The sequence below is a fragment of the Candidatus Epulonipiscium sp. genome (assembly GCA_012519205.1).
GTDB lineage: Bacteria > Bacillota > Clostridia > Lachnospirales > Defluviitaleaceae > JAAYQR01.
In genome coordinates, this window is sequence record JAAYQR010000016.1 from 34384 (window position 1) to 56028 (window position 21645).

At 33.9% G+C, this 21645-nt stretch carries 21 protein-coding genes and 1 other annotated feature; all 21 genes read right to left on the reverse strand.

The window, feature by feature from the left end:
• Nucleotides 1-66: 66 nt before the first annotated feature.
• The 21 genes from GX308_05015 to GX308_05115 all read right to left on the reverse strand — a co-directional run bounded on the left by GX308_05015 (nt 67) and on the right by GX308_05115 (nt 21643).
• Nucleotides 67-882 carry a Nif3-like dinuclear metal center hexameric protein gene (locus tag GX308_05015; protein ID NLK21435.1) on the reverse strand — a complete coding sequence of 272 codons (816 nt, stop codon included), beginning with the start codon at nt 880-882 and terminating at the stop codon, nt 67-69.
• A complete protein-coding gene (locus tag GX308_05020; GenBank protein ID NLK21436.1) occupies nt 873-1562 on the reverse strand; it encodes an SAM-dependent methyltransferase in 690 nt (229 codons plus the stop codon). The genes GX308_05015 and GX308_05020 overlap by 10 nt, the downstream gene beginning before the upstream one ends.
• A gap of 55 nt (nt 1563-1617) precedes the next feature.
• Nucleotides 1618-2697 carry an RNA polymerase sigma factor RpoD gene (gene rpoD / locus GX308_05025; protein ID NLK21437.1) on the reverse strand — a complete coding sequence of 360 codons (1080 nt, stop codon included), beginning with the start codon at nt 2695-2697 and terminating at the stop codon, nt 1618-1620.
• A gap of 33 nt (nt 2698-2730) precedes the next feature.
• Nucleotides 2731-4539, reverse strand: a complete 1809-nt coding sequence (locus GX308_05030; protein ID NLK21438.1) for a DNA primase — start codon at nt 4537-4539, stop codon at nt 2731-2733.
• 178 nt (nt 4540-4717) lie between these two features.
• Nucleotides 4718-5158 (reverse strand): YaiI/YqxD family protein, encoded by a 441-nt coding sequence (locus GX308_05035; protein ID NLK21439.1) that lies wholly within the window; start codon nt 5156-5158, stop codon nt 4718-4720.
• A 12-nt stretch (nt 5159-5170) separates the two neighbouring features.
• Complete coding sequence (locus GX308_05040) at nt 5171-6181, reverse strand: deoxyguanosinetriphosphate triphosphohydrolase (GenBank protein ID NLK21440.1); 1011 nt, start codon at nt 6179-6181, stop codon at nt 5171-5173.
• 219 nt (nt 6182-6400) lie between these two features.
• Nucleotides 6401-9043 (reverse strand): pyruvate, phosphate dikinase, encoded by a 2643-nt coding sequence (locus GX308_05045; protein NLK21441.1) that lies wholly within the window; start codon nt 9041-9043, stop codon nt 6401-6403.
• A 166-nt stretch (nt 9044-9209) separates the two neighbouring features.
• Complete coding sequence (locus GX308_05050) at nt 9210-10592, reverse strand: glycine--tRNA ligase (protein ID NLK21442.1); 1383 nt, start codon at nt 10590-10592, stop codon at nt 9210-9212.
• A 62-nt stretch (nt 10593-10654) separates the two neighbouring features.
• Nucleotides 10655-10829: a binding site (T-box leader), on the reverse strand.
• Between the two features lie 48 nt (nt 10830-10877).
• Nucleotides 10878-11630, reverse strand: a complete 753-nt coding sequence (recO, locus tag GX308_05055) for a DNA repair protein RecO (protein NLK21443.1) — start codon at nt 11628-11630, stop codon at nt 10878-10880.
• 6 nt (nt 11631-11636) lie between these two features.
• Nucleotides 11637-11798: a YqzL family protein gene (locus GX308_05060; protein ID NLK21444.1), complete on the reverse strand. Its 162-nt coding sequence runs from the start codon at nt 11796-11798 to the stop codon at nt 11637-11639.
• A 104-nt stretch (nt 11799-11902) separates the two neighbouring features.
• On the reverse strand, nt 11903-12808 hold the full coding sequence (locus GX308_05065) for a GTPase Era (protein NLK21445.1): 906 nt from the start codon (nt 12806-12808) through the stop codon (nt 11903-11905).
• A 297-nt stretch (nt 12809-13105) separates the two neighbouring features.
• Nucleotides 13106-13498 (reverse strand): cytidine deaminase, encoded by a 393-nt coding sequence (cdd, locus tag GX308_05070; GenBank protein NLK21446.1) that lies wholly within the window; start codon nt 13496-13498, stop codon nt 13106-13108.
• A 19-nt stretch (nt 13499-13517) separates the two neighbouring features.
• The gene (locus tag GX308_05075; GenBank protein ID NLK21447.1) at nt 13518-14204 is read right to left on the reverse strand and encodes a DUF502 domain-containing protein; all 687 of its coding nucleotides are present in this window, start codon (nt 14202-14204) and stop codon (nt 13518-13520) included.
• A gap of 32 nt (nt 14205-14236) precedes the next feature.
• Nucleotides 14237-14731 (reverse strand): rRNA maturation RNase YbeY, encoded by a 495-nt coding sequence (gene ybeY, locus GX308_05080; GenBank protein ID NLK21448.1) that lies wholly within the window; start codon nt 14729-14731, stop codon nt 14237-14239.
• Nucleotides 14721-16916: an HDIG domain-containing protein gene (locus GX308_05085; protein ID NLK21449.1), complete on the reverse strand. Its 2196-nt coding sequence runs from the start codon at nt 16914-16916 to the stop codon at nt 14721-14723. The genes ybeY and GX308_05085 overlap by 11 nt, the downstream gene beginning before the upstream one ends.
• Nucleotides 16917-16925: 9 nt before the next feature.
• A complete protein-coding gene (locus tag GX308_05090) occupies nt 16926-17897 on the reverse strand; it encodes a PhoH family protein (protein NLK21450.1) in 972 nt (323 codons plus the stop codon).
• The gene (gene yqfD / locus GX308_05095; protein ID NLK21451.1) at nt 17860-19098 is read right to left on the reverse strand and encodes a sporulation protein YqfD; all 1239 of its coding nucleotides are present in this window, start codon (nt 19096-19098) and stop codon (nt 17860-17862) included. The genes GX308_05090 and yqfD overlap by 38 nt, the downstream gene beginning before the upstream one ends.
• A gap of 34 nt (nt 19099-19132) precedes the next feature.
• Nucleotides 19133-19447: a sporulation protein YqfC gene (yqfC, locus tag GX308_05100; GenBank protein NLK21452.1), complete on the reverse strand. Its 315-nt coding sequence runs from the start codon at nt 19445-19447 to the stop codon at nt 19133-19135.
• 164 nt (nt 19448-19611) lie between these two features.
• Entirely contained in the window at nt 19612-20055 is a 444-nt protein-coding gene (locus GX308_05105) for a GatB/YqeY domain-containing protein (GenBank protein ID NLK21453.1), read from the reverse strand.
• A 31-nt stretch (nt 20056-20086) separates the two neighbouring features.
• Entirely contained in the window at nt 20087-20260 is a 174-nt protein-coding gene (locus tag GX308_05110; protein NLK21454.1) for a 30S ribosomal protein S21, read from the reverse strand.
• A 114-nt stretch (nt 20261-20374) separates the two neighbouring features.
• Complete coding sequence (locus tag GX308_05115) at nt 20375-21643, reverse strand: CapA family protein (protein NLK21455.1); 1269 nt, start codon at nt 21641-21643, stop codon at nt 20375-20377.
• Nucleotides 21644-21645: the final 2 nt, after the last annotated feature.

The window sequence follows — 21645 nt, forward strand, 5'->3', positions numbered from 1 at the left end:
ACTACTTCTATTGCAGATTAATCAGATATGGAAATCTACCCTAGGATAATCCTAATAGGATGCCTCTTATATGACCTTGAAGGGGTCCCCATTGATTTGGGAAGTCTTAATATTTAATCCTGAATGTTCGTTTTGAAGCTTTTTTAAATATTGTTTAATAACGGGTACAATTATATTTTCCGTTCCATAATGTCCAGCGTCAATAAGCGTAATTCCCATTTCTAATGCCTGTTGCGCCTCGTGGTATTTGATATCTCCTGTTATAAACAAATCTGCTTTTTTATTTACAGCATCCTTTAGATATGACATACCACTTCCGGTAGTTATTGCAACCTTACTTATTATACTACTTTCATTCCCTACTAATTTTATGTTTGAAAGGCCCAACTTATTTTTAACAAGTTCACCATATTCCTTTAATGTAGAGGTTCTTTTTAAAGTTCCTATTCTCCCCATACCCTGTATATATTCTTCATTGGAACTATGCAAATGATTTTCTGATAAAACCGACAGGTTCTCTAATTCAAGGATTTTGGCCAATGTATCATTGGTTCCTCCAAATGCACTATCTAAGTTGGTATGGGCCGAATATATCCCAATATTATTTTGAATTAACTTGTATATACTTCTACCTAAAGCCATATCCTTTCTAATAGATTTTATAGGTTTAAAAATAAGTGGATGATGGGTAATGATTAAATCCGCTTTTACTTTGATTGCCTCATCAATAACTTCCGGTATGGCATCGAGGGCTATCAAAATCGTATGAATTTCTGCTTCCATATCTCCAATTATTAGCCCTACATTATCCCATTCTTCTGCCAAACCATCGGGAGCTAATTTATTTAATTCTTTAATAATAATATTGCATTTTATAGACATTTTAGCACCTTCTTATAATCCTTTATCTCTTTATTTACCTCTTGTATGCGTTTATATGTATTATCTGTTTTCGTTTTGTTTAATTGTTCCAAAACTTTTTGAGATTTTAAAAGCTGCTCTTTTATATATTTTGTTAATATAGGGTTTTTATTTTCTATGGGTACCTTACCAAATGTATAGTACATTTCATCGTCATATTGTTCATTGCCCGGTTCTGAGATAATCACCCAATAATATTTATTTTCTTCCCATATAATATCCTCATGAATAATCTTAAAATGAATTCTATGTAAGTATTTTCTTAATTCTTTTTGGTCTAATTGGGGCTGGAGTATAATTCGTTTTGTTGTTTCTACAACCCTAGGGTTTTGATTTAATATGTCGATAATGAGCATCCCACCCATTCCGGCTATAATGAGGGTATCTGCTTCTTTGGGATTGACTTTTTCCAAACCATTTCCCAGCCTTATTTCGATGGCTTTTTCGCATTTATGTTGTTTAATGTTTTTTGCTGCTTTATTTAGAGGTCCTTGATTAATATCCGTGGCAATAGCTTTTTCAATAATTCCTTCTTTAAATAAGTAAATAGGTATGTAGCCATGGTCCGTCCCGATATCAGCAATTACACTTCCTTTGGGAACCTTACTTGCAATGGCATATAGCCTTTTTGACAATTTCATATATTTCTCCTTAAATTACTAAATTATTGAAAAAGAAGTTGACTTTTCTCAACTTCTATTCCAAATAATCTTTTAATTTTTTACTCCTACTGGGATGCCTTAATTTTCTTAAAGCCTTGGCTTCTATTTGTCGGATACGTTCCCTAGTAACATTAAACTCTTTACCGACTTCCTCTAATGTTCTTGCCCTACCATCATCTAGACCAAATCTTAGTCTAAGAACTTTCTGCTCTCTTTCAGTTAGGGTATCTAAAACATCTATTAATTGTTCTTTTAAAAGGGTGAATGCAGCTGCCTCTGATGGAACCGGCACATCTTCATCAGGGATAAAATCCCCTAAATGACTATCTTCCTCTTCTCCTATAGGTGTTTCTAAGGAAACCGGCTCTTGAGCAATCTTCATGATTTCACGAACTTTGGCTACGGGCATACCCATTTCTTTTGCAATTTCTTCGGGCTGCGGCTCACGGCCTAATTCCTGAAGAAGTTGTCTAGAAATACGAATCAATTTATTGATTGTTTCAACCATATGAACAGGTATGCGAATAGTCCTGGCCTGATCTGCGATAGCCCTTGTAATGGCTTGGCGAATCCACCATGTTGCATATGTGCTGAATTTATAGCCCTTACGATAATCGAACTTTTCTACAGCTTTAATAAGCCCTAGATTACCTTCTTGAATTAAATCTAGAAATAACATTCCTCGGCCAACATATCTCTTTGCAATACTAACAACCAATCTAAGGTTGGCCTCTGCTAATTTTCTTTTTGCCTCTTCTTCCCCTGCTTCCATTCTTTTTGCCAAATCTATTTCTTCTTCTGCTGTAAGAAGGGATACTTTTCCTATTTCCTTTAAGTACATACGTACGGGGTCATCGATATTTATTCCTTCTGGAAGACTTAAATCCAGTTCGTTTTCTTCTTCTTCTTCTTCCTCTTCTTCGATATTGCCTAGTACGTCAATGCTTTGTCTTTCAAGGTATTCATAAATTTTTTCAATTCGTTCGGGCTCCAATTCCATATCGGAAAAATGGTCCATAATCTCTTTATATTCGAGCACACCCTTTTTTTGTTTACCTAATGCGACCAATTCCTTCACACGGGTCAAAAATTTGGCTTGTTCGCTTGTTTTCACGCAGAATCCTTCCTTTCTCACCTGTCTACTATTTTAACCACTTATAATGTTAATATACAACCTTTCCAGCTGCTTTTTCTGTTCAATAAGAGATTGTATCTCATAGATATCTGTAGTAGTTCTACTTCTTATGTCGATATTAGCTCTTTTAATAAGTTTTATCTGATCATTGATGGCTTTTTCTACATCATAATCCTGATTATTGCTTTTTTCTTCTCTAAATATTAAGGATATTTGTTGTTGTTCTTTTAAATCTTCAAAGTAATTAATAATAGTGGCAGGCTGTATTTTCATTCCTTTATCATACTGCTCATAAATCAATTGAGCTGCTTTTTTTAATATAGGGTCGCTAAAATCAAAATATGATAAATGGGGTTTAATCTTTTGATAAATCGATGGATTTGAACTAATAATATGCAATATGTTTAGTTGAGCCTTATATAAACCATTCGTTTCACCCGAACCTCTACCCCGTTGGCTTTTAACATTATTTTTAGATTCTGTTTTTACACCTTGTGGTTTCCTATATATATTAAGCTTTTCATTTTTTAATATCTTCCTATTATTATTTACTTCATCGGTAATAGCTTTTGTAGAAATTCCCGTATCCTTTGTTATTTCCTGTAGGTATGCATCTCTTTCTATGGAATTATCTAATTTTGATATTATTTTTGCTACTTCCTTTGTAAACTGTATCTTTTGTTCGGTATCTTCAGTATTGTATTTGGTTTTTAGTAACTGTACTTGAAACATAACGGCTCCCATTGCATTATCAAGTAATTTTTTAAAGGCATCTGGTCCATTTTGTTTGATAAAATCATCCGGATCCTTTTCCCCGGGAACCTGCATAACCCGTACTTTTAATCCCACGGAGGATAATATGGGTATTGCCCTTAGGGCTGCCTTTGTCCCAGCATTGTCACTATCATAAATCAAAACAACTTCACCGGTGTATCTTTTTAATAAAGCTGCATGTTGATATGTGAATGCCGTTCCTAAGGATGCTGTAACATTCGTAAACCCAGCCTGATATAAAGAGATAACATCCATATACCCCTCAACAATCAATATTTGACTTTGCCTAGAAACCCTTGCATAGTTCAAGCTGTATAAACTTTTACTTTTATCAAATAAAGGGGTTTCGGGGGAATTCATATATTTAGGCAACCTATCATCTAATACTCTCCCCCCAAAGCCAATGATCTGATTATGAACATCAAAAATAGGAAACATAATCCTATTTCTAAATCTATCAATATATCCATCGCCGGATTTTTTAGGTATAATCAATCCACTTTTTAAGACTAACTTCTCACTATATCCTTTATATAATAAATATTGATATAAATCGTCAAAATCAGTATTTGAATATCCAATCCCAAACAACTTTTGGATGTTTTCTTTTATTTCCCTCTTTATCAGGTAATTCAGGGCTGCTTGTCCTCTAGAAGAACGTAAGTTAGCATAAAAATATTTGGCAGATTCTTTATGTATGTTAATAAGCTGTTTTTTTTCATCTATCCTTTTCCTAACCTCTTCGGAATAATCTGCCTCAGGTAAGTGAATATTAGCCCTATCTGCTAAGTACCTTATGGCTTCTACAAAACCGAAGTTTTCCATTTGCATAATAAAAGTAAATATATTACCTCCCGCTTGGCATCCAAAGCAATAATACATTTGCTTATCAGGACTAACTGAAAATGAAGGTGTATCTTCATTATGAAATGGACATAAACCAAAGTAGGAACTACCTTTTTTTTGTATCCTTACATATTCAGAAACTACATCAACCAAATCATTTTGGTTTCGTACTTCTTCTATAATATCCTCTGAATAATACATACTGCCCCCTTATCTTTCATGTTAACCTATATAAATCCATTATAATTCTTTCGACATATTTCCCGTAAATCCTTTAAAAATTTACTCTTTTATTAATGTTTGTTTAAAGTATATAAAAAATTCTTTATAAATATGTTTTTTTTATTAAGCTTTGAATCATAAGGTAAATAACTTAGTCTTATAACTTTATTTCGATGAGTTTTTTTAGATTTCTTTTAAATTTCTCATCATCTTTTTTTGTTCTTTTATTTGGGCCCTTGGTACGGCCCCCACTTCTTCTTATTTCACTATTAATATACCTGTTAAATAATAAGATATCTATTTCTTCATTGGTATAGATATTGCCCTTAGGAGATATCGCTTTTGCCCCCTTAGATAAGATAAGAGATGCCAAGCCATAATCCTGGGTAACGATAACATCTTGTTCTTTAATGCAATTAATAATGGCTAAATCAACTGCCTGAGGTTCTGAATCCACTATACAATATTCTATATTAAGCCTCTCTTTGGGCACATGACAGTAGCTACAAAATAAAATCACATCTAAATCATAGCTTTTTGCTATTTCATCGATTATCCCTATTACAGGGCAGCTATCTCCATCTACAATAATTCTCATAAATATTTTCTCCTAATAGATATTCCATGATGATGGTACATATAATTCGCAATATTTTTTTATGGCATATCTATCTGTCATACCCGCTATATAATCACAAATAATCTTCTCTTGATCTTCTTTTTCTGTCTTATAGATTGCATAAAATTCCTTTGGAATACTGTTGGGGTTTTTAACAAAATAAAAATAAAGCTGTTTTAAAATATATTGTGCTTTTTCTTCTTCCTTTTTTGCCTTAGAGCCGATGTACACATGTTCAAACATATATTTCCTAAGCTTTTTCATGCTTTTTTCCACTTCTTGGCTCATAATAATATCTGGTTTATTTAGGCTGTTTACTATGATATCTGTAATCATTATATCTATTCTTTCCCCAAAGGTCTTCCCCAAAACTTCTATACAATCCCTTGGAATTTCTTCTTCTCTTATTATCCTGCCTCTTATGGCGTCATCTATATCATGATTTATGTATGCTATTATATCAGAAAGTTGAACAACTTTTCCTTCTAGGGTATGGGGTTTCCCCTTTGAGGTATGATTGATAATACCATCTCTAACTTCTAGGGTAAGGTTTAACCCATTCCCATCTCTTTCAAGCAACTCAATCACCCGAAGACTTTGTTCATAATGTTTAAATCCCATGGGGCATACTTCATTTAATATGCTTTCTCCTGCATGGCCAAAGGGAGTATGACCAAGGTCATGCCCTAGGGCTATTGCTTCTGTTAAATCTTCATTTAAAGAAAGGGCCCTTGCTATGGTCCTAGCGATTTGAGAAACCTCCAGAGTATGAGTAAGCCTTGTGCGATAGTGGTCACCTTCAGGAGAAATAAATACTTGGGTCTTATGTTTTAAACGTCTAAAGGTTTTACAGTGTAATATCCTGTCCCTATCCCTTTGAAATTCCGTTCGAATATCACATTTTGACTTTGGTATTGTCCTTCCTTGGGTTTCTTTACTTTTTGCTGCATAGGGGCTTAATAAATTCTGCTCTCTTTCTTCTTGGATTTCTCTAATAAGCAAATTGACCACCACCTAATCTAAAACGAATTAAAATCCCTATATCTTATATATACTACACGTTTTTTCAAAATCCTTCAAAATGGCTAAATAAAAATAGATAGGGCTTATCAGACCTATCTTCACTGCTTAATGCATCTATTATATAATGTCCATTTTTATTTCTTGTATACCAAATTGATTGAAAAATAAAAACGTGCACAATGTGCACGTTTTTATTAGTTATTTTTGACCAAGGTTATCGCCATCGCTTACAGCTGCCTGTGCTGCTGCCAATCTTGCAATAGGAACACGGAATGGTGAACAGGATACATAATCAAGTCCAAGTTTATGACAGAATTCGATAGATGATGGGTCTCCACCATGTTCTCCACAAATTCCTAGTTTGATATTTGGTCTTGTCTTACGGCCTTTTTCAACAGCTATTTCGATTAAAGCTCCTACTCCTGTTTGATCGATTCTAGCAAATGGATCAAATTCATAAATTTGCTTTGCATAGTAATCTTCTAAGAATTTACCTGCATCATCACGTGAGAATCCGAAGGTCATTTGTGTTAAGTCATTGGTACCAAAGGAGAAGAATTCTGCTTCTTTTGCGATTTCATCCGCGGTTACGGTAGCCCTTGGAATCTCAATCATAGTACCTACTTGATATTTTAAATCCATTCCTGATTCTTTAATTACTTCATCAGCTGTTTTTACAACAACGGATTTAACATATTCTAGTTCTTTTACTTCTCCAATTAATGGAATCATTATTTCAGGTACGATATCATATCCTTTGTTTTTCTTAACAGCTACTGCAGCTTCAATTATTGCTCTTGCCTGCATTTCTGCGATTTCAGGATAGGATACAGCTAAACGACATCCACGGTGACCCATCATTGGGTTGAATTCATGAAGAGATTCAACTGTTCCCTTTAACTCTTCGAAACTTACTCCCATATCCTTAGCTAATGCTTTAATATCTTCATCTGCTTGAGGTAAGAATTCATGGAGTGGTGGGTCAAGAAGACGTACAGTCACTGGGCGTCCTTCCATAGCTTCATAAATTCCGATGAAATCCTCTCTTTGAACCGGAAGTAATTCTTCTAATGCTTTTCTTCTATCTGCTTCTGTCTTAGAAAGAATCATCCTACGTACTTTAGGAATTCTATCTTCATCAAAGAACATATGCTCTGTACGGGTTAATCCGATACCTTCTGCACCAAATTCTAATGCAACTTTTGCATCCTTTGGTGTATCAGCATTGGTTCTGATTTTAAGGGTTCTAGCTTTATCAGCCCATGTCATAAATTTAGCAAAATCTCCAGATATTTCTGGTTCTACAGTATGGATATCTTCTCCATAAACATTACCTGTTGAACCATCTAGGGAAATATAATCCCCTTCATTGAAACTTTTGCCACCTAAGGTGAAATTTCTTTCTTCCTCGTTAATTTTAACTTCTCCAAGTCCAGATACACAGCAAATACCCATACCTCTAGCTACTACAGCTGCATGGGAAGTCATTCCTCCACGGGCTGTTAAGATACCACTAGATGCTGCCATACCTTCAATATCCTCTGGGGATGTTTCAACACGAACTAGTATAACTCTCTCTCCGGCTTCCTTTGCAGCTTTTGCAGTTTCAGCAGTAAAGTATACTTTACCTGCTCCTGCACCCGGTGATGCTGGAAGTCCTTTTCCAATTGGAATAGCAGCTTTTAGAGCCTTTTCATCAAATGCTGGATGAAGTAATTGGTCTAATTGCTTTGGATCTACTTTTAATAGCGCTTCTTTTTCTGTAATGAGTCCTTCCGCAACTAAGTCAACTGCAATTTTTAATGCTGCACCTGCTGTTCTCTTACCATTACGGGTTTGAAGGAAGTATAATTTTTTATTTTCAATGGTAAACTCCATGTCCTGCATATCTTTGTAGTGATTTTCAAGACCTTGAGCTATTTCCATAAATTGATCATAAACTTCTGGCATATCTTCATGTAAAACTTTAATTGGTTTTGGCGTACGGATACCAGCAACAACGTCTTCTCCTTGCGCGTTGATTAGGTATTCCCCATAGATTGCTTTTTCTCCTGTAGCAGGGTTTCTTGTAAAGGCAACTCCTGTACCGGATTCTTCTCCCATGTTTCCAAATACCATCATTTGAACGTTAACAGCTGTTCCCCAGCTAGCAGGAATATCGTTCATTCTTCTATATATGATAGCACGGGGGTTATTCCAAGAACGGAATACAGCGGTAATGGATGCCATTAATTGTTCTTTGGGGTCCTGTGGGAATCCTTCTCCCTTTTCTTCTTTATAAACTCTTTCAAATCCGGAAACAACATTTTTCATATCTTCCGCTGTTAAATCTGTATCCAGTTCGATACCCTTTGATTCTTTGATATCTTCGAGGACTTTTTCAAATTTTGCCCTAGGAATATCCATAACAACATCTGCAAACATTTGGATAAATCTTCTATAAGAGTCATAAGCAAAACGTGGGTTTCCTGTAGCCTTTGCAAATCCTTCAACAGCCTTATCATTTAAACCTAAGTTTAGGATTGTATCCATCATACCAGGCATGGATGCTCTTGCTCCTGAGCGAACTGATAGGAGTAAAGGGTTCTCTGTATCGCCAAACTTTTTACCTGAAATTTCCTCTAATTTTACTAAGGATTCTTGAATTTGTTTTACGATCTCATCGGAAATCTTTTCTTCATTATTATAATATTCGTTACATGCTTCTGTGGAAACAGTGAACCCCTGTGGAATAGGAAGTCCTAGTTTAGTCATTTCAGCTAAGTTTGCACCCTTACCTCCAAGTAGGTTTTTCATGGATGCATCCCCTTCACTGAACATATAAACAAATTTTTTGCTCATTGAATTTACCTCCTGTATATTTATAATTATTCTTTTGTAGAATAGTCAAAACTCTAGTTAAAACGAAAATGTATCTCTCTTTAATAATATTGTCATGTTTTGTCTATTCAACCCCCATCATTATATCATAAAACCTAAAAAATCATAGGGGTGATTTCAAAAAATTTTAGAAACTCATTTTACCCCGTAAATACTCTTCTAAACCATCAATTTTTACTCTTTCTTGCTCCATTGTATCACGGTTTCTGATGGTAACGGAGTAGTCTTCTTCTGAATCAAAATCATAAGTTATACAAAATGGCGTTCCTATTTCATCTTGTCTTCTATATCTTTTGCCTATGCTGCCGCTTTCATCATAGTCTACACTAAATGATTCTAACAACTTTTCATATATTTTATACGCAGAATCTGAAAGTTTTTTAGAAAGTGGCAAAATTGCTGCCTTAATCGGCGCAATTGCAGGGTGGAATTTTAATACTGTTCTTATATCATTCTCCCCTACTTTTTCCTCATTATAAGCTTCACAAAGGAATGCTAAGGTCACTCTATCTGCCCCTAGGGACGGTTCAACACAATATGGAATATATTTTTCTTGGGTATTAGGATCAAAATAAGACATATCTTCCCCAGAGTGCTCTTGATGCTGTTTTAAATCATAATCAGATCTAGCTGCTATGCCCCAAAGTTCCCCCCATCCAAATGGAAATAGAAATTCAATATCAGAAGTGGCCTTGCTATAATGGGATAATTCTTCAGGTGAATGAGGCCTGATTCGCATATTTTCTTCTTGAATGCCCAATGAAATTAACCAGTTAACACAAAAGTTCTTCCAATACTCGAACCACTCCAAGTCCTTCCCAGGTTCACAGAAAAATTGTAATTCCATTTGTTCAAATTCCCTTGTTCGGAATGTAAAGTTTCCCGGAGTTATTTCATTTCTGAAGGATTTCCCAACCTGTCCTATACCAAAAGGTATTTTCTTTCTAGTGGTTCTTTGTACATTTTTAAAATTAACAAAAATTCCTTGGGCTGTTTCTGGTCTTAAATACACCGCATTTTTGGAGTCTTCCGTTACTCCCTGAAAGGTTTTAAACATAAGGTTAAACTGCCTTATATCCGTAAAATTATGGGCCCCACAATTTGGGCAGCTAATTTTATTTTCATCAATATAGTCTTTCATCTTTGAATGCTCCCACCCATCTACAGAAAGCTCTATATTATTTTCTTTCATATAATTTTCAATAAGTTGATCTGCTCTAAATCTTTCTTTACATTCTTTACAATCCATAAGGGGGTCATTAAAACCTTGAATATGACCAGATGCCATCCATACTTGGGGATTCATTAAAATTGCACAATCCACTCCCACGTTATAAGGGTTTCCCTGTACGAATTTTTTCCACCAAGCATTCTTAATATTATTTTTTAATTCGACTCCTAAAGGACCATAATCCCATGTGTTGGATAACCCTCCATAAATATCCGACCCTGGATAAACAAAACCTCTGTTCTTTGCTAAGGCTACAACTTGTTCCATAGTCTTTTTCATCTTCCTACCTCCAATTTCTAACTTATATTTTTACAAAATAAAAAAACCTGTTCATCCCTAACCTAAGGGACGAAAGGTTTTACTTCCGCGGTTCCACCCTTTTTGGTGCAAAAGCACCCACTTTGTCACAATTCACCACTCAAAAGCTCCCTTCACTAAGTAACTTTATCGGGCTTTCACTATCCCCGACTCGCTTAAAAAATTAAGTTAGTTACTCTTCTTTTTCATCGCAGTTTATTGAATTAACATTAATCTAGCAAATAATTTTAGCTTTGTCAATACGGTTTAATTATAAAATGTTTCAACTTCTTTTAAAAAATCTAGGGTCTTAAATCGTTTTTCTATATGATATGTTAAATAACTCTTAGTGATTTTCTCTAACTCTTCTAATATACTCTCATCTACATTAAATTGAAACAACTCTTTCAAATCAGAAGTAACTATGTACCAGATAGTATACCAAGTAGTTATAGACATCTTATAAGTATAAGAATCTCTGGTAGAACAACTATTACATAATACTCCCCCAAGCCTTGTATTAAAACTACCTATACCTTTTTCTATGCCGCAATTTACGCATTGGGTTATTTCAGGCATGTATCCTATTATAGACATTAACCTTAATTCATATATTCTTGCAATCAATCTTGGGTTTCGTGTAGTTTTTTCCAAAACTACTAGAGTTTTTAAAGTCAATAAAAGCAATTCTTCATTTGTTTCTCCTTCCTGTGTTACTCCATCTAAAAGCTCTAAAAAATAGGAGGCATATGTCAATTTAATGATATCCTCCCGTATGCCGTGAAATGTTTCAATAACCTGAAGCTGTTGAATGATATTATAATTTCTACCTGCATAAATTAAAAAATCTGAGTAGGAAAACAACTGTGTTCCTGCTGATAAACGACTTTTATGTTTTCTTGCTCCCTTTGCAGAGACGGAAATTTTTCCTTTATCTTTTGTAAAAATCTTAAGAATTTTATCTGCTTCACCTATATGAATTTCTTTTAATATGATGCCTTTTGTCTTAATATGTTCCATATTTATTCATCTTTCTTTAGCTTTTTCTTCTTTACTATGCTTAATATGAGGAAACAATTCTTCTGAAACCTCTTCATTAAATTTACAATGAGTACATTCCTTTGAGGCAAGATAAGCTTCAATATTTCCTGTCTTTTTAAATACATCCCAAAAAACTTTTTCTAGCAATTGAGTTTCCCCCTATCCTTGGTTTTATAGTATTAGGGTGTCCTCTAAATATCGTTGTATACTGCAAAAAACTTACCAGTACTACATACCTTGACAAAATGTTTTCAAATAGACTTTGGATCAAACCCAAAATTTTTTAAAGTAAAGGAATCATCCCTCCAATTTTTCTTCACCTTTACCCATAACTCCAAGTATATCTTCGAACCTAGGAGTCTTTCTATATCCCTTCGCGACCTTATTCCAATTTGCTTTAACATACTTCCTTGCTTCCCTATGATAATCGATTTATGAGAATCCCTCTCACAATATATGACTGCCTGTATATCAACTATATCACTATCTTCTCTAGTTTTCATGCTTTCTACTTCTACAGCAATCCCGTGGGGAACTTCCTGTTGCAATAGGTGCAAGGCCTTTTCACGGATGAGTTCTCCAACTAATTGTCTTTCCGGCTGGTCCGTAATCATATCCGCTGGGAAATATTGCGGCCCCTCTGGAAGCTTTTTATAAATTGTTTCTAGTAATCTGTCGCAGTTTTCGCCAGTGTATGCTGAAATAGGAATAATATCGGCAAAGTTATATAAATCCTTATAACTATCTATAATTTCCAATAGATTTTCTTTTTTTACGGTATCAATTTTATTAATGATTAAAATAACAGGAGTTTTAATATCCCTAAGTCCGGAAATAATATATTTATCCCCCTGCCCAACATTTTGAGACGGTTCTATGAGCATTAATATGATGTCAACTTCATTCAATGTATTTTCAGCAGCCTTAACCATATACTGGCCTAGTTTATGTTTTGGCTTATGAATTCCCGGAGTATCGATAAAAACAACTTGATATTCATCCTTTGTCAAAATGCTTTGTATCTTATTCCTAGTAGTCTGAGGTTTGTCAGACATGATAGCTACCTTTTCTCCTATAAACCGATTCATTAATGTTGATTTCCCCACATTGGGTCTTCCAATAAGGGTAACAAAACCCGAACGATAATCCGATTTCAATTTATATTCCTCCTTATTTTATGCAAACCATAAATAAAAACCATATTCTTAGTATAAGTCATAAATCTATACTTATAACAATTATATAGTTTTATTTTTATAGTTACAATCTATTTCTTTTTATTAACAAAATAAAAGTCCTGCAAAATGCAGAACTTTTATTTTAACAAATTCATGTATCAAGGGGGAATACTTAATGAATCTTTAGAAACCTTATTCAATTTCATTGTAATATTATTCTCCCCTAATGTCTATTTCAATAATATTTCGTTTGTATTTCATTTATATTTCAAAGTTTTATTTAATATCGTTTTTTGTAAATGCATAAGGTAAAAAATCTTTAATTGTAAAAATCTTAATATCTCCTTTATTATTTCCTAACACTATCTTTATATCTCTTGTAAATTCCGAAATTACTTGTCTGCATATACCACAGGGATATGTGAAATCCCCAGAGCTGCTCATTACGGCAATGGCCCTAAATTCATTTTCCCCTTCGGAAATAGCTTTAAAAATGGCAGTCCGCTCCGCACAATTTGTAGCCCCAAAAGAAGAGTTTTCTATATTGCAGCCCGTAAATATTTCCCCACTTTTAGTTAAAAGTGCAGCCCCTACCTTAAAGTGAGAGTATGGAACATATGCTTTTTCCTTAGCTTCTAAAGCTTTTTTAATAAGTTCACTATAATCCATAACATTCCCCCTATTTCAATTAGTTCGATGTATCCAAGAATTTATACGGAGCTAGTATTCCCCCTGAAACAACCATCTTGATTGCTTCTTCAACGGAAATATTCAGTTTATATATTTCATTTTTTTCCATCATTAACATAAAACCTGATGTAGGGTTAGGTGTTGTAGGCACAAATACAACAGCAAGGTTTTTTTCAATAAGTCCCTTAAACTTCAAAGGAGTATCAGTGGTTATAAAGCCTATGGCATAGCATCCCCTATAGGGGTATTCAAGCAACACCACATCCTTAAATGCATTCTTCTTTTTGGTAAAAATGGTATCCATGATTTGGCTAAAGGCTGTATATATGTTTCCTATTATAGGTATCTTTAGAAACCATATTTCTAGGGATCTAATTATGCCCTTTCCAATCCAATTTGCAGAAATATACCCTGCAACCATAATTATAAAAATGCTGGTAATAAGCCCCAACCCTGGAATATTAGCTTCCTCAATCGGGATATTTATATTGAATAAGGAAAAGAAAAAAACGATTATTCTTGCAATTATTTCCCTTGGAATCCTATCAGTAAAATTGAAAACCAGTCCAATTGCATAAAAAGTCAAAGCAAGGGGGAGTATGGATACCAATCCCGATAAAAACAACCTCCGCAAGTCTAAAAGGCTCTGTTTCATTAAATTTTTATAGGTTCTTGGCTCTTTCATATTCAGTCTCCTTTATTGCAGCTTACTCCCCCCTATCTTCCAAGTCCCACTAAACCTAACACTCTTTCTTGTTTTTCTACCATTTCTTTTTCTTCATCCTCCGTCATATGATCATATCCCATCAGATGAAACATACTGTGAGCTATTAAAAATCCTATTTCTCTTTCTATAGAATGCCCATATTCCCTAGCCTGTTCCTTAGCCTTATCCACTGAAATTATAATGTCACCCAGCATCAAGTCCCCAGTATCAGGGTTCATATAATCATCTAAACCCTCTAAGGAAAACTCTTCGTCATTTTCATCATCGGATGCTTCAAATTCTAATAGCGGAAAAGAAAGAACATCCGTAGCCTTATCAATATTTCTAAACTCGTTATTTATCCTTTGTATTTCTTCATTACCTACAAAGGTAAGACTGATTTCAACGGTAGATGGATATCTTTCTTCCCTTAGTGTTTGTTCAATAATTTTATGTATTAGGGTTTTTATGTTATCGCTTAATAAAAATGAAGTGTTATTTTCCATTAGAATGTTCACTGTTTTTCTCCTTTAGCTTTTCAGGGTATTTTATTCTTTCGTGATACATACCATTAAAGACTTTCATAAAGGCCTGAATAATCATTTCTAAGTCTTTTATAGTAAGATTGCTATCATCTAATTGTCCTTCATCTAGTTTGCTTTTTACTAGTTTTCTAACTAATTCTTCATTTTTTTCTTTATTTTTGTCTTGGAACTCCATGGAGCGAACTGCCGCCTCTGCTGTATCTGCCAACATAATTATTGCTGCTTCTTTTGATTGAGGTATAGGCCCTTCATAGCTAAAATCTGCTTTTGAAATTTCTTCCTCAGGGCCAATTTTAATTGCTTTATGATAAAAATATTGAATTAAGGTTGTCCCATGATGTTGAGTAATCATATCCTTAATAGCCCTTGGTAATTTATACTCGGAAGCCATTTTGATTCCATTAGTAATATGTTGTTGAATAATCTTTGCACTAACGGAGGACTCCATGTAATCATGGGGATTGTCTAATGCTTGATTTTCTTTAAAGTATTGGGGATATATAATTTTACCAATATCATGATAATAACTTCCCACTTTAGCCAAAAGAGGATTAGCACCTATATCAGCGGCGGCTGTTTCTGCTAGATTAGCCACTACTAAGCTATGGTGATATGTCCCCGGGGCTTCTATTAATAATCTTTTTAATAGAGGTTGATCGGGATTTGTCAATTCAAGTAGCTTTATAGGGGTTACAACATCAAAAGCCACTTCCCAAAAGGGAAGACTGCCAACAGTGATAATAACAGCCAAAACACCACTTATAAATCCATACAAACAGATATATGAAATGGATGGGGTATATGTATTATTTAGGAACATTTCGATGCTTAGTAAGGTAACGGCATTTAGGGCACCTGCTATAAAACCTACCCATAAAATTCTATTCCTTTTATAAGTGTTCATAACAAGCATTGAAAAAATTGTTCCTACTATTAGGAAAAATATCATAAAACTTAATCCTTCTTTATTAATCAGAACCCCAACTATTGTAATATAACCGTTTAAGATAATTCCTAATCGCACATCCAGTAAAATCGCCAAGAGCATACCTGCAATTGGAATAGGAATCCATGCAAAATCTAAGGAACTCATAAATCTAATCATAATAATACTAATACTATAAATTGAAAAAAGTAAAAGCATTTCTTTTCTACTTTCAACAATAGATTTATTGAAAAACCATATATATGCATATACAAAGCTTTGTAGGATAACTATTAACAAGACAATCCCTATATACTGTATTGTACTTTCTTTAAAGTCCTTCTTAATAAATCCCAAGTCATTTAATATACTGTATATTTCGTCTGTGACTATTTCTCCTTCATCAACAATCTTTTGTCCATTAAGGATTATAACCGGTTCAACTTTTTGAAGTTTTTCTTCTAGCATCTTATAGGTTGCATCTTCATCTATGATCATATTAGCTCGGATGACAGAGGCAACGATATCATATCCAACAATTTTAATATTATCTTCCATATTAAGATTTTCAAAATGTTCTTTCACATCCAATATATTTTTGGTTTTTGTCTCTTCCCTAATGCCCATACTAAATGTAGTTTCAACGGCGCTAATGCATTGATTTTCTAATTCATTCCTATCGCCTGAATTCATTTTAATAAGAAATTCGAACTCTTCATGGGATAAGGATATAGGCGATTGTTTTTTGTATTCTTCTAGTTGGTGCTTTGTCATTTCTATTATATCTTCTATCGAATACTCTTTAATATCCTGGTTTACTTCCTTTTCCATATCCTCGAACTCTTCGGAGTCTTCTGCTCCCATAGGCTTTGCAGATTCCTGTTTTCTTAGTATTTCATTTTGTATCTTTTTTTGTTCCTCTATAAATCTTCTTGTCTCTTCTATATTATCAAATAGGGATTCTACTTTTATAACTGCTTGTTCTCCTACTTTAGTATCCTGTTTATATAGCGGTTCTATACTATTTCTTATTTCATCTTTTTTTCTTTCCGTAGCAAATACATTCTCCGTTTCTCTAGGAGCAATGAATCTTTTTGAAGAAACAGCGCCTACTTTAATGTCTTCCGATCTTTTAAAATATTCCCCTGACATAATTACAGATACGGTTAATACAAAAGATATTATAATTAGTAAAACTCTTACTATTCGCCCCCTACTCAATATAATCTCCTACCTTTTCTTATCTTTTTTGTTCTCATATTTTTCATAAGCTTGTATTATTTTTTGAACCAATGGATGCCTTACCACATCGTTTTTAGATAGAAGGGAAATTCCCACCCCTTCTACTTCCTTTAGTACCTTAAGTGCTTCTGTTAATCCTGATTTTTTACCAGTTGGCAAGTCAATTTGTGTAATATCTCCCGTCACAACAGCCTTAGAACCAAAACCTATACGGGTTAAAAACATCTTCATTTGTTCAGGAGTTGTGTTTTGAGCCTCGTCCAAAACAATAAAAGAATTATCTAGGGTTCGCCCCCGCATATAAGCTAAAGGTGCCACCTCAATTATACCCTTTTCCATGTTTTTTAGAAAGGTTTCTGCCCCCATGATTTCATATAATGCATCGTATAACGGTCTAAGATATGGGTCTACCTTACTTTGCAAATCTCCCGGCAAAAATCCTAATTTTTCCCCTGCTTCTATGGCAGGTCTTGTTAAAATAATCCTGTTTACTTCATTGTTTTTTAAGGCGGTAATTGCCATAGCCATAGCTAGATAAGTTTTCCCTGTCCCTGCTGGTCCCACTCCAAATACGACTACATTATTTCTTATCATGTTAACATATTTCTTTTGTCCTAAGGTTTTGCTCTTTATTTGTTTTCCATTGATTGTCATGCATATAAAATCTGAGTGTATTTGACTGTATTCTTCTTCTTTATTTTCTCCCACCAAGGAAATTATATATTGTATATTTTGGGTGGCTATCGTTTCTTTCTTATCTGCCAAAGTAATAAGTTGTTTAAGGGTACGAAGGGTTTTATTTATATCCCCTTCATTCCCGATGATTTTTATGTGTTCGCCTCTATTTACAATTTCAACATTAAATGATTTTTCAATTATCTTTAGGTTCTCATCAAACTTTCCAAAAATATTAGAAATATATTCAGTCGGTATCTGTAGTGTCTTTTCCTTTTGTTCCATCAATTAATTTCCTCCTATCGATTGCTTGCACTTTGTCTATATGTTCTTTAATTGTAAAAACAGCCTCTACACCTAAGGAATCCTCCTTGGGATGATATTGTATTTCTTGATTTAAAATCTCGCTATCTTTTTCTATTTGCTCTAGGAGCTTTTTTTGTATTTCTTCTTGAACTAAGTTTTTTGCCTCCTCAATAGTCCATTTATGTTTAACGGGTATATATTCCTTGTATTCATAAGTAATACCTTGAACTGGCAAAACGAAATTCTTTGTGATAGCCAATTGTTTGTTACTAATAATTTTATCATAATGTTGAAAAGAAATACGGGGTTTTAATAAATTTAATTCTTTATCTAATAAACTTATAGCATATTGCTTTTTTATATTATCTGTATATTGTTTTTCTATATAATATAAGGGCTGCTTATGCTTTATCTCATATCTAGTTTTAGCGATTACATCCGCATCGGCATGGACGTATTTTGTAATTACCCCCTCTTCATCTTCTTTTACAATTAACTGACCACTGACCAATACCTCTCCTTTTTTAACAATATCTTTTGGCTTAACTTTCGGCGTTCCTGCCCTAGTTGTAATGCTTACTATCAGTCCTGTTTTTTCTGCCACCAAATCACAGGGGGTTGTTTGGTCTACAATTTCAGGTTTTATTACAGTTTCATTTAATTCTATTGTGATTTTTGTGCCTTTAATATTCACAGCTGTCCAGGATATATCATCAAAGTTTTCCCTTAAGAAGCCTTCTATTTCCGTGTTATCGATTTTATTTTTCAAAACTCCTAATTTTACTCCATGGCTATTTAATGCTTCTATTAATTCCTCTAGGGCAATTCTTTCATTACCACTTATTTCTATAACCCATATAAATGAAGACATAAGATATAAAATCCCTAGAAAAACAAATATTCCTAAAGCCATCATCTTTCTTTTTCTATATCTATGGGCGACAAAAGGCCATCCCTTTTTCTCTACAATCTTAACTTTGCATTTTGTTTTTTTAGCGCAATCTTTCAATAACTTAAATCCGGTTATACTTACTTTCATCTGCATTTTCCCCTTGTTTCTATGAATATCCCACAAATAAATCCCTCTATGGGATGCTAAATTCATAAACCTTTCTGCGGAAAATCCCGATACCTGTATAGTAACATAGCCTCGCAAATAATTCCATATAGACAAAAACATATATTATGCCCCCCACAACCTGTATATATTGAACCTAAACTAAAAATTCCATCTTAAGAATAGTCCCCTTAACTACAATTTCTTCTGTTGTCATAGCTCTTAAAAATAATCCACGACCTTCTAATTTAAGGATTCCATTTGATGTATATATTCTTATTCTTTCATTGTCATATTCCAATATTCCTTTATAATTTTCAATATGCATTTCCTCATTTCCTACCATTGAAATGATTGGGAGATTTAAAATAACTTCTTTTGGGAGATCTAATATATCTGTCATTTTCTTCTTTATACCAATTGGTTGTAATTCTTTTTTCTGTTTTTGTTTCTTTTTTTTTCTATTACTCATAAATGTATCCCTCCATTTATATAGGTCTGCACCTCCCATAGGATTGATTCATCTTTAGGTCTTATTAGGGCTCCCCTATAAATAATATGCAGAAAAAGGGTTTTTAAGACATAAAAAACAAGCTGTATAATAAATACACAGCTTGTTTCTGCCTTACAATTATTTTACTTTAGTTTTTCTTTAACTATTTTACTAATTCTTCCGTTATCTGCCCGACCTTTTACCTTTGACGCTGCAGCTTTTATAATTTTTCCCATGTCTTTCATAGTAGCTGCACCAATATCAGAAATCACTTCATTGATAATCTCTTCTAGCTCTTCGTCAGATAACTGCTTAGGAAGATAGTTCATTAAGATTCCAATTTCCCTTTTTGAATCTTCAATTATATCTTGGCGATTACTTTTTTCTATTTCGGCAAGGGCACTCTTACGTTTTTTAACTTCTTTTAAAATTACTTCAAGAATGCCTTCCTCGTCCAATTCAATTCTTTGGTCCTTTTCAACTTGCAATATTGCAGCACGAACCATTTGAATTGCATTCTTTCGGACAGTATCCTTTTCTTTCATCGCTGCTTTCATGTCTTCCATAAGTCTGGCTTTTAAAGACATAAACATCATCCTTTATATGCTTTATAACGAATTATTTAATCTTTTTTCTAGCAGCTTCTGATTTCTTTTTACGTTTAACACTTGGTTTTTCGTAATGTTCTCGTTTACGAATCTCTTGCATAATTCCAGCTTTTGCACAGTTTCTTTTAAAACGGCGCAGAGCACTATCTAAGGATTCATTTTCTCTGACGATAACCTCTGACATAAATTCCCCTCCCTCCGGATTGCAAGGTTGTGCTTTATGCATACTAACGGAGAAAAGTTCTAAAGCACTGTAATAGATTATACACAATTAGGTGTCTTTCGTCAATAACCAATCTTAAAAAGGATACACATAAAAATCGTCCTTTATTCTTATTTCATTTTCTCCTAATAGATGCTGCAATATATACTCCCTTGTGCTTTTGAACCTATTTATTTCATCTCCATTTAATTCTTCCTTTAATTCTTCTTCGGATAAATTGTTTCCTATAACTCTTATTAGTCTTTTCCCGTCTTTCTTGCTAAACTGCACCCATGTAGGCATAAATGATACTGATTTCAATTCTGCTTTTTCATTTTCTATTTTTTCAAAATCCAAATTTAATATAATTCCTGCATCTCTTGGAGGATAAAGGGGTGTTCTTTGAGAAGAAACAAAGTTACCCAGAGAATATATCACAAAACATATCTTTTCACTACCATCATCCCTTGTAATTTTTCTTGTTTCCATAGACTGAATGACATGGGGATGGGAACCTAATATTATATCAGCCCCGACATCAAATAATTCGTCCACTATCTGCTTTTGATTCCCGTTGGGATATTCTTGATATTCCTCTCCAAAATGAATACTTACAACAATAAAATCTGGGGACAAACCTTTAGCTTTTCTTATATCTGCTTTCATTTTTTCCATATCGATTAAGTTAACTAAATAAGAATGCTCTTTAGGAATTGGTATACCATTAGTCCCATATGTATAGGATAAAAAAGCAAAGGAAATAGTATTTACTTCTTTGATTATTATCTGCTCGCTTTCTTCTTGACTTCTGTATGTACCTGTATGTTCAATTTCTAACTTATCCAATATATCTAAGGTTCTAAGGGCGCCTTTTGCATTTGTGTCCAAGGAATGATTATTAGCCGTGGTAAGTATATCAAATCCAGAATCTTTCAAACTATCTCCTAGGGAATCTGGAGTATTAAACCTCGGATAACCGCTATAACCGGCTTCTGAACCTGCAAGGGTAGTTTCTAAATTACCTATTGTAATATCCCCATCTTCTAAAAAGGGTTTTACCAATTCAAATTGTCTACCGAAATCATAGGTATTACTTTCTTTATCAAAGGCAGCTTCTATCTGCCACTCATGGACCATAATATCTCCTACAACTTTCATTTTTGCAGAATGTATTTCTGGTTCTTTTTTTTCTATAGATATTTCTTCCAAAACAACATTACTGTTTTCTCCATTAATAGCCATTGCCACTTGTGTATTTCCTTCTATATTCCAGTTGGCCACTATCTCATTGCTTTCTTTCGTCTGTCCGCAGGAAGTTAAAAAAACAAGTGTTAAGAGGTAAAATAAACAGTATGTTTTTTTCATCT

Coding starts and splice junctions, on each gene's coding strand:
- GX308_05015 (NLK21435.1), bottom strand. CDS start 882: ATGTCTATAAAATGCAATATTATTATTAAAGAATTAAATAAATTAGCT.
- GX308_05020 (NLK21436.1), bottom strand. CDS start 1,562: ATGAAATTGTCAAAAAGGCTATATGCCATTGCAAGTAAGGTTCCCAAA.
- GX308_05030 (NLK21438.1), bottom strand. CDS start 4,539: ATGTATTATTCAGAGGATATTATAGAAGAAGTACGAAACCAAAATGAT.
- GX308_05035 (NLK21439.1), bottom strand. CDS start 5,158: ATGAGAATTATTGTAGATGGAGATAGCTGCCCTGTAATAGGGATAATC.
- GX308_05045 (NLK21441.1), bottom strand. CDS start 9,043: ATGAGCAAAAAATTTGTTTATATGTTCAGTGAAGGGGATGCATCCATG.
- GX308_05050 (NLK21442.1), bottom strand. CDS start 10,592: ATGAAAAAGACTATGGAACAAGTTGTAGCCTTAGCAAAGAACAGAGGT.
- recO (NLK21443.1), bottom strand. CDS start 11,630: ATGGAACATATTAAGACAAAAGGCATCATATTAAAAGAAATTCATATA.
- cdd (NLK21446.1), bottom strand. CDS start 13,498: ATGGATTATAGTGAACTTATTAAAAAAGCTTTAGAAGCTAAGGAAAAA.
- GX308_05075 (NLK21447.1), bottom strand. CDS start 14,204: ATGAAAGAGCCAAGAACCTATAAAAATTTAATGAAACAGAGCCTTTTA.
- ybeY (NLK21448.1), bottom strand. CDS start 14,731: ATGGAAAATAACACTTCATTTTTATTAAGCGATAACATAAAAACCCTA.
- GX308_05090 (NLK21450.1), bottom strand. CDS start 17,897: ATGGAACAAAAGGAAAAGACACTACAGATACCGACTGAATATATTTCT.
- yqfD (NLK21451.1), bottom strand. CDS start 19,098: ATGTTTTTGTCTATATGGAATTATTTGCGAGGCTATGTTACTATACAG.
- yqfC (NLK21452.1), bottom strand. CDS start 19,447: ATGAGTAATAGAAAAAAAAAGAAACAAAAACAGAAAAAAGAATTACAA.
- GX308_05105 (NLK21453.1), bottom strand. CDS start 20,055: ATGTCTTTAAAAGCCAGACTTATGGAAGACATGAAAGCAGCGATGAAA.
- GX308_05110 (NLK21454.1), bottom strand. CDS start 20,260: ATGTCAGAGGTTATCGTCAGAGAAAATGAATCCTTAGATAGTGCTCTG.
- GX308_05115 (NLK21455.1), bottom strand. CDS start 21,643: ATGAAAAAAACATACTGTTTATTTTACCTCTTAACACTTGTTTTTTTA.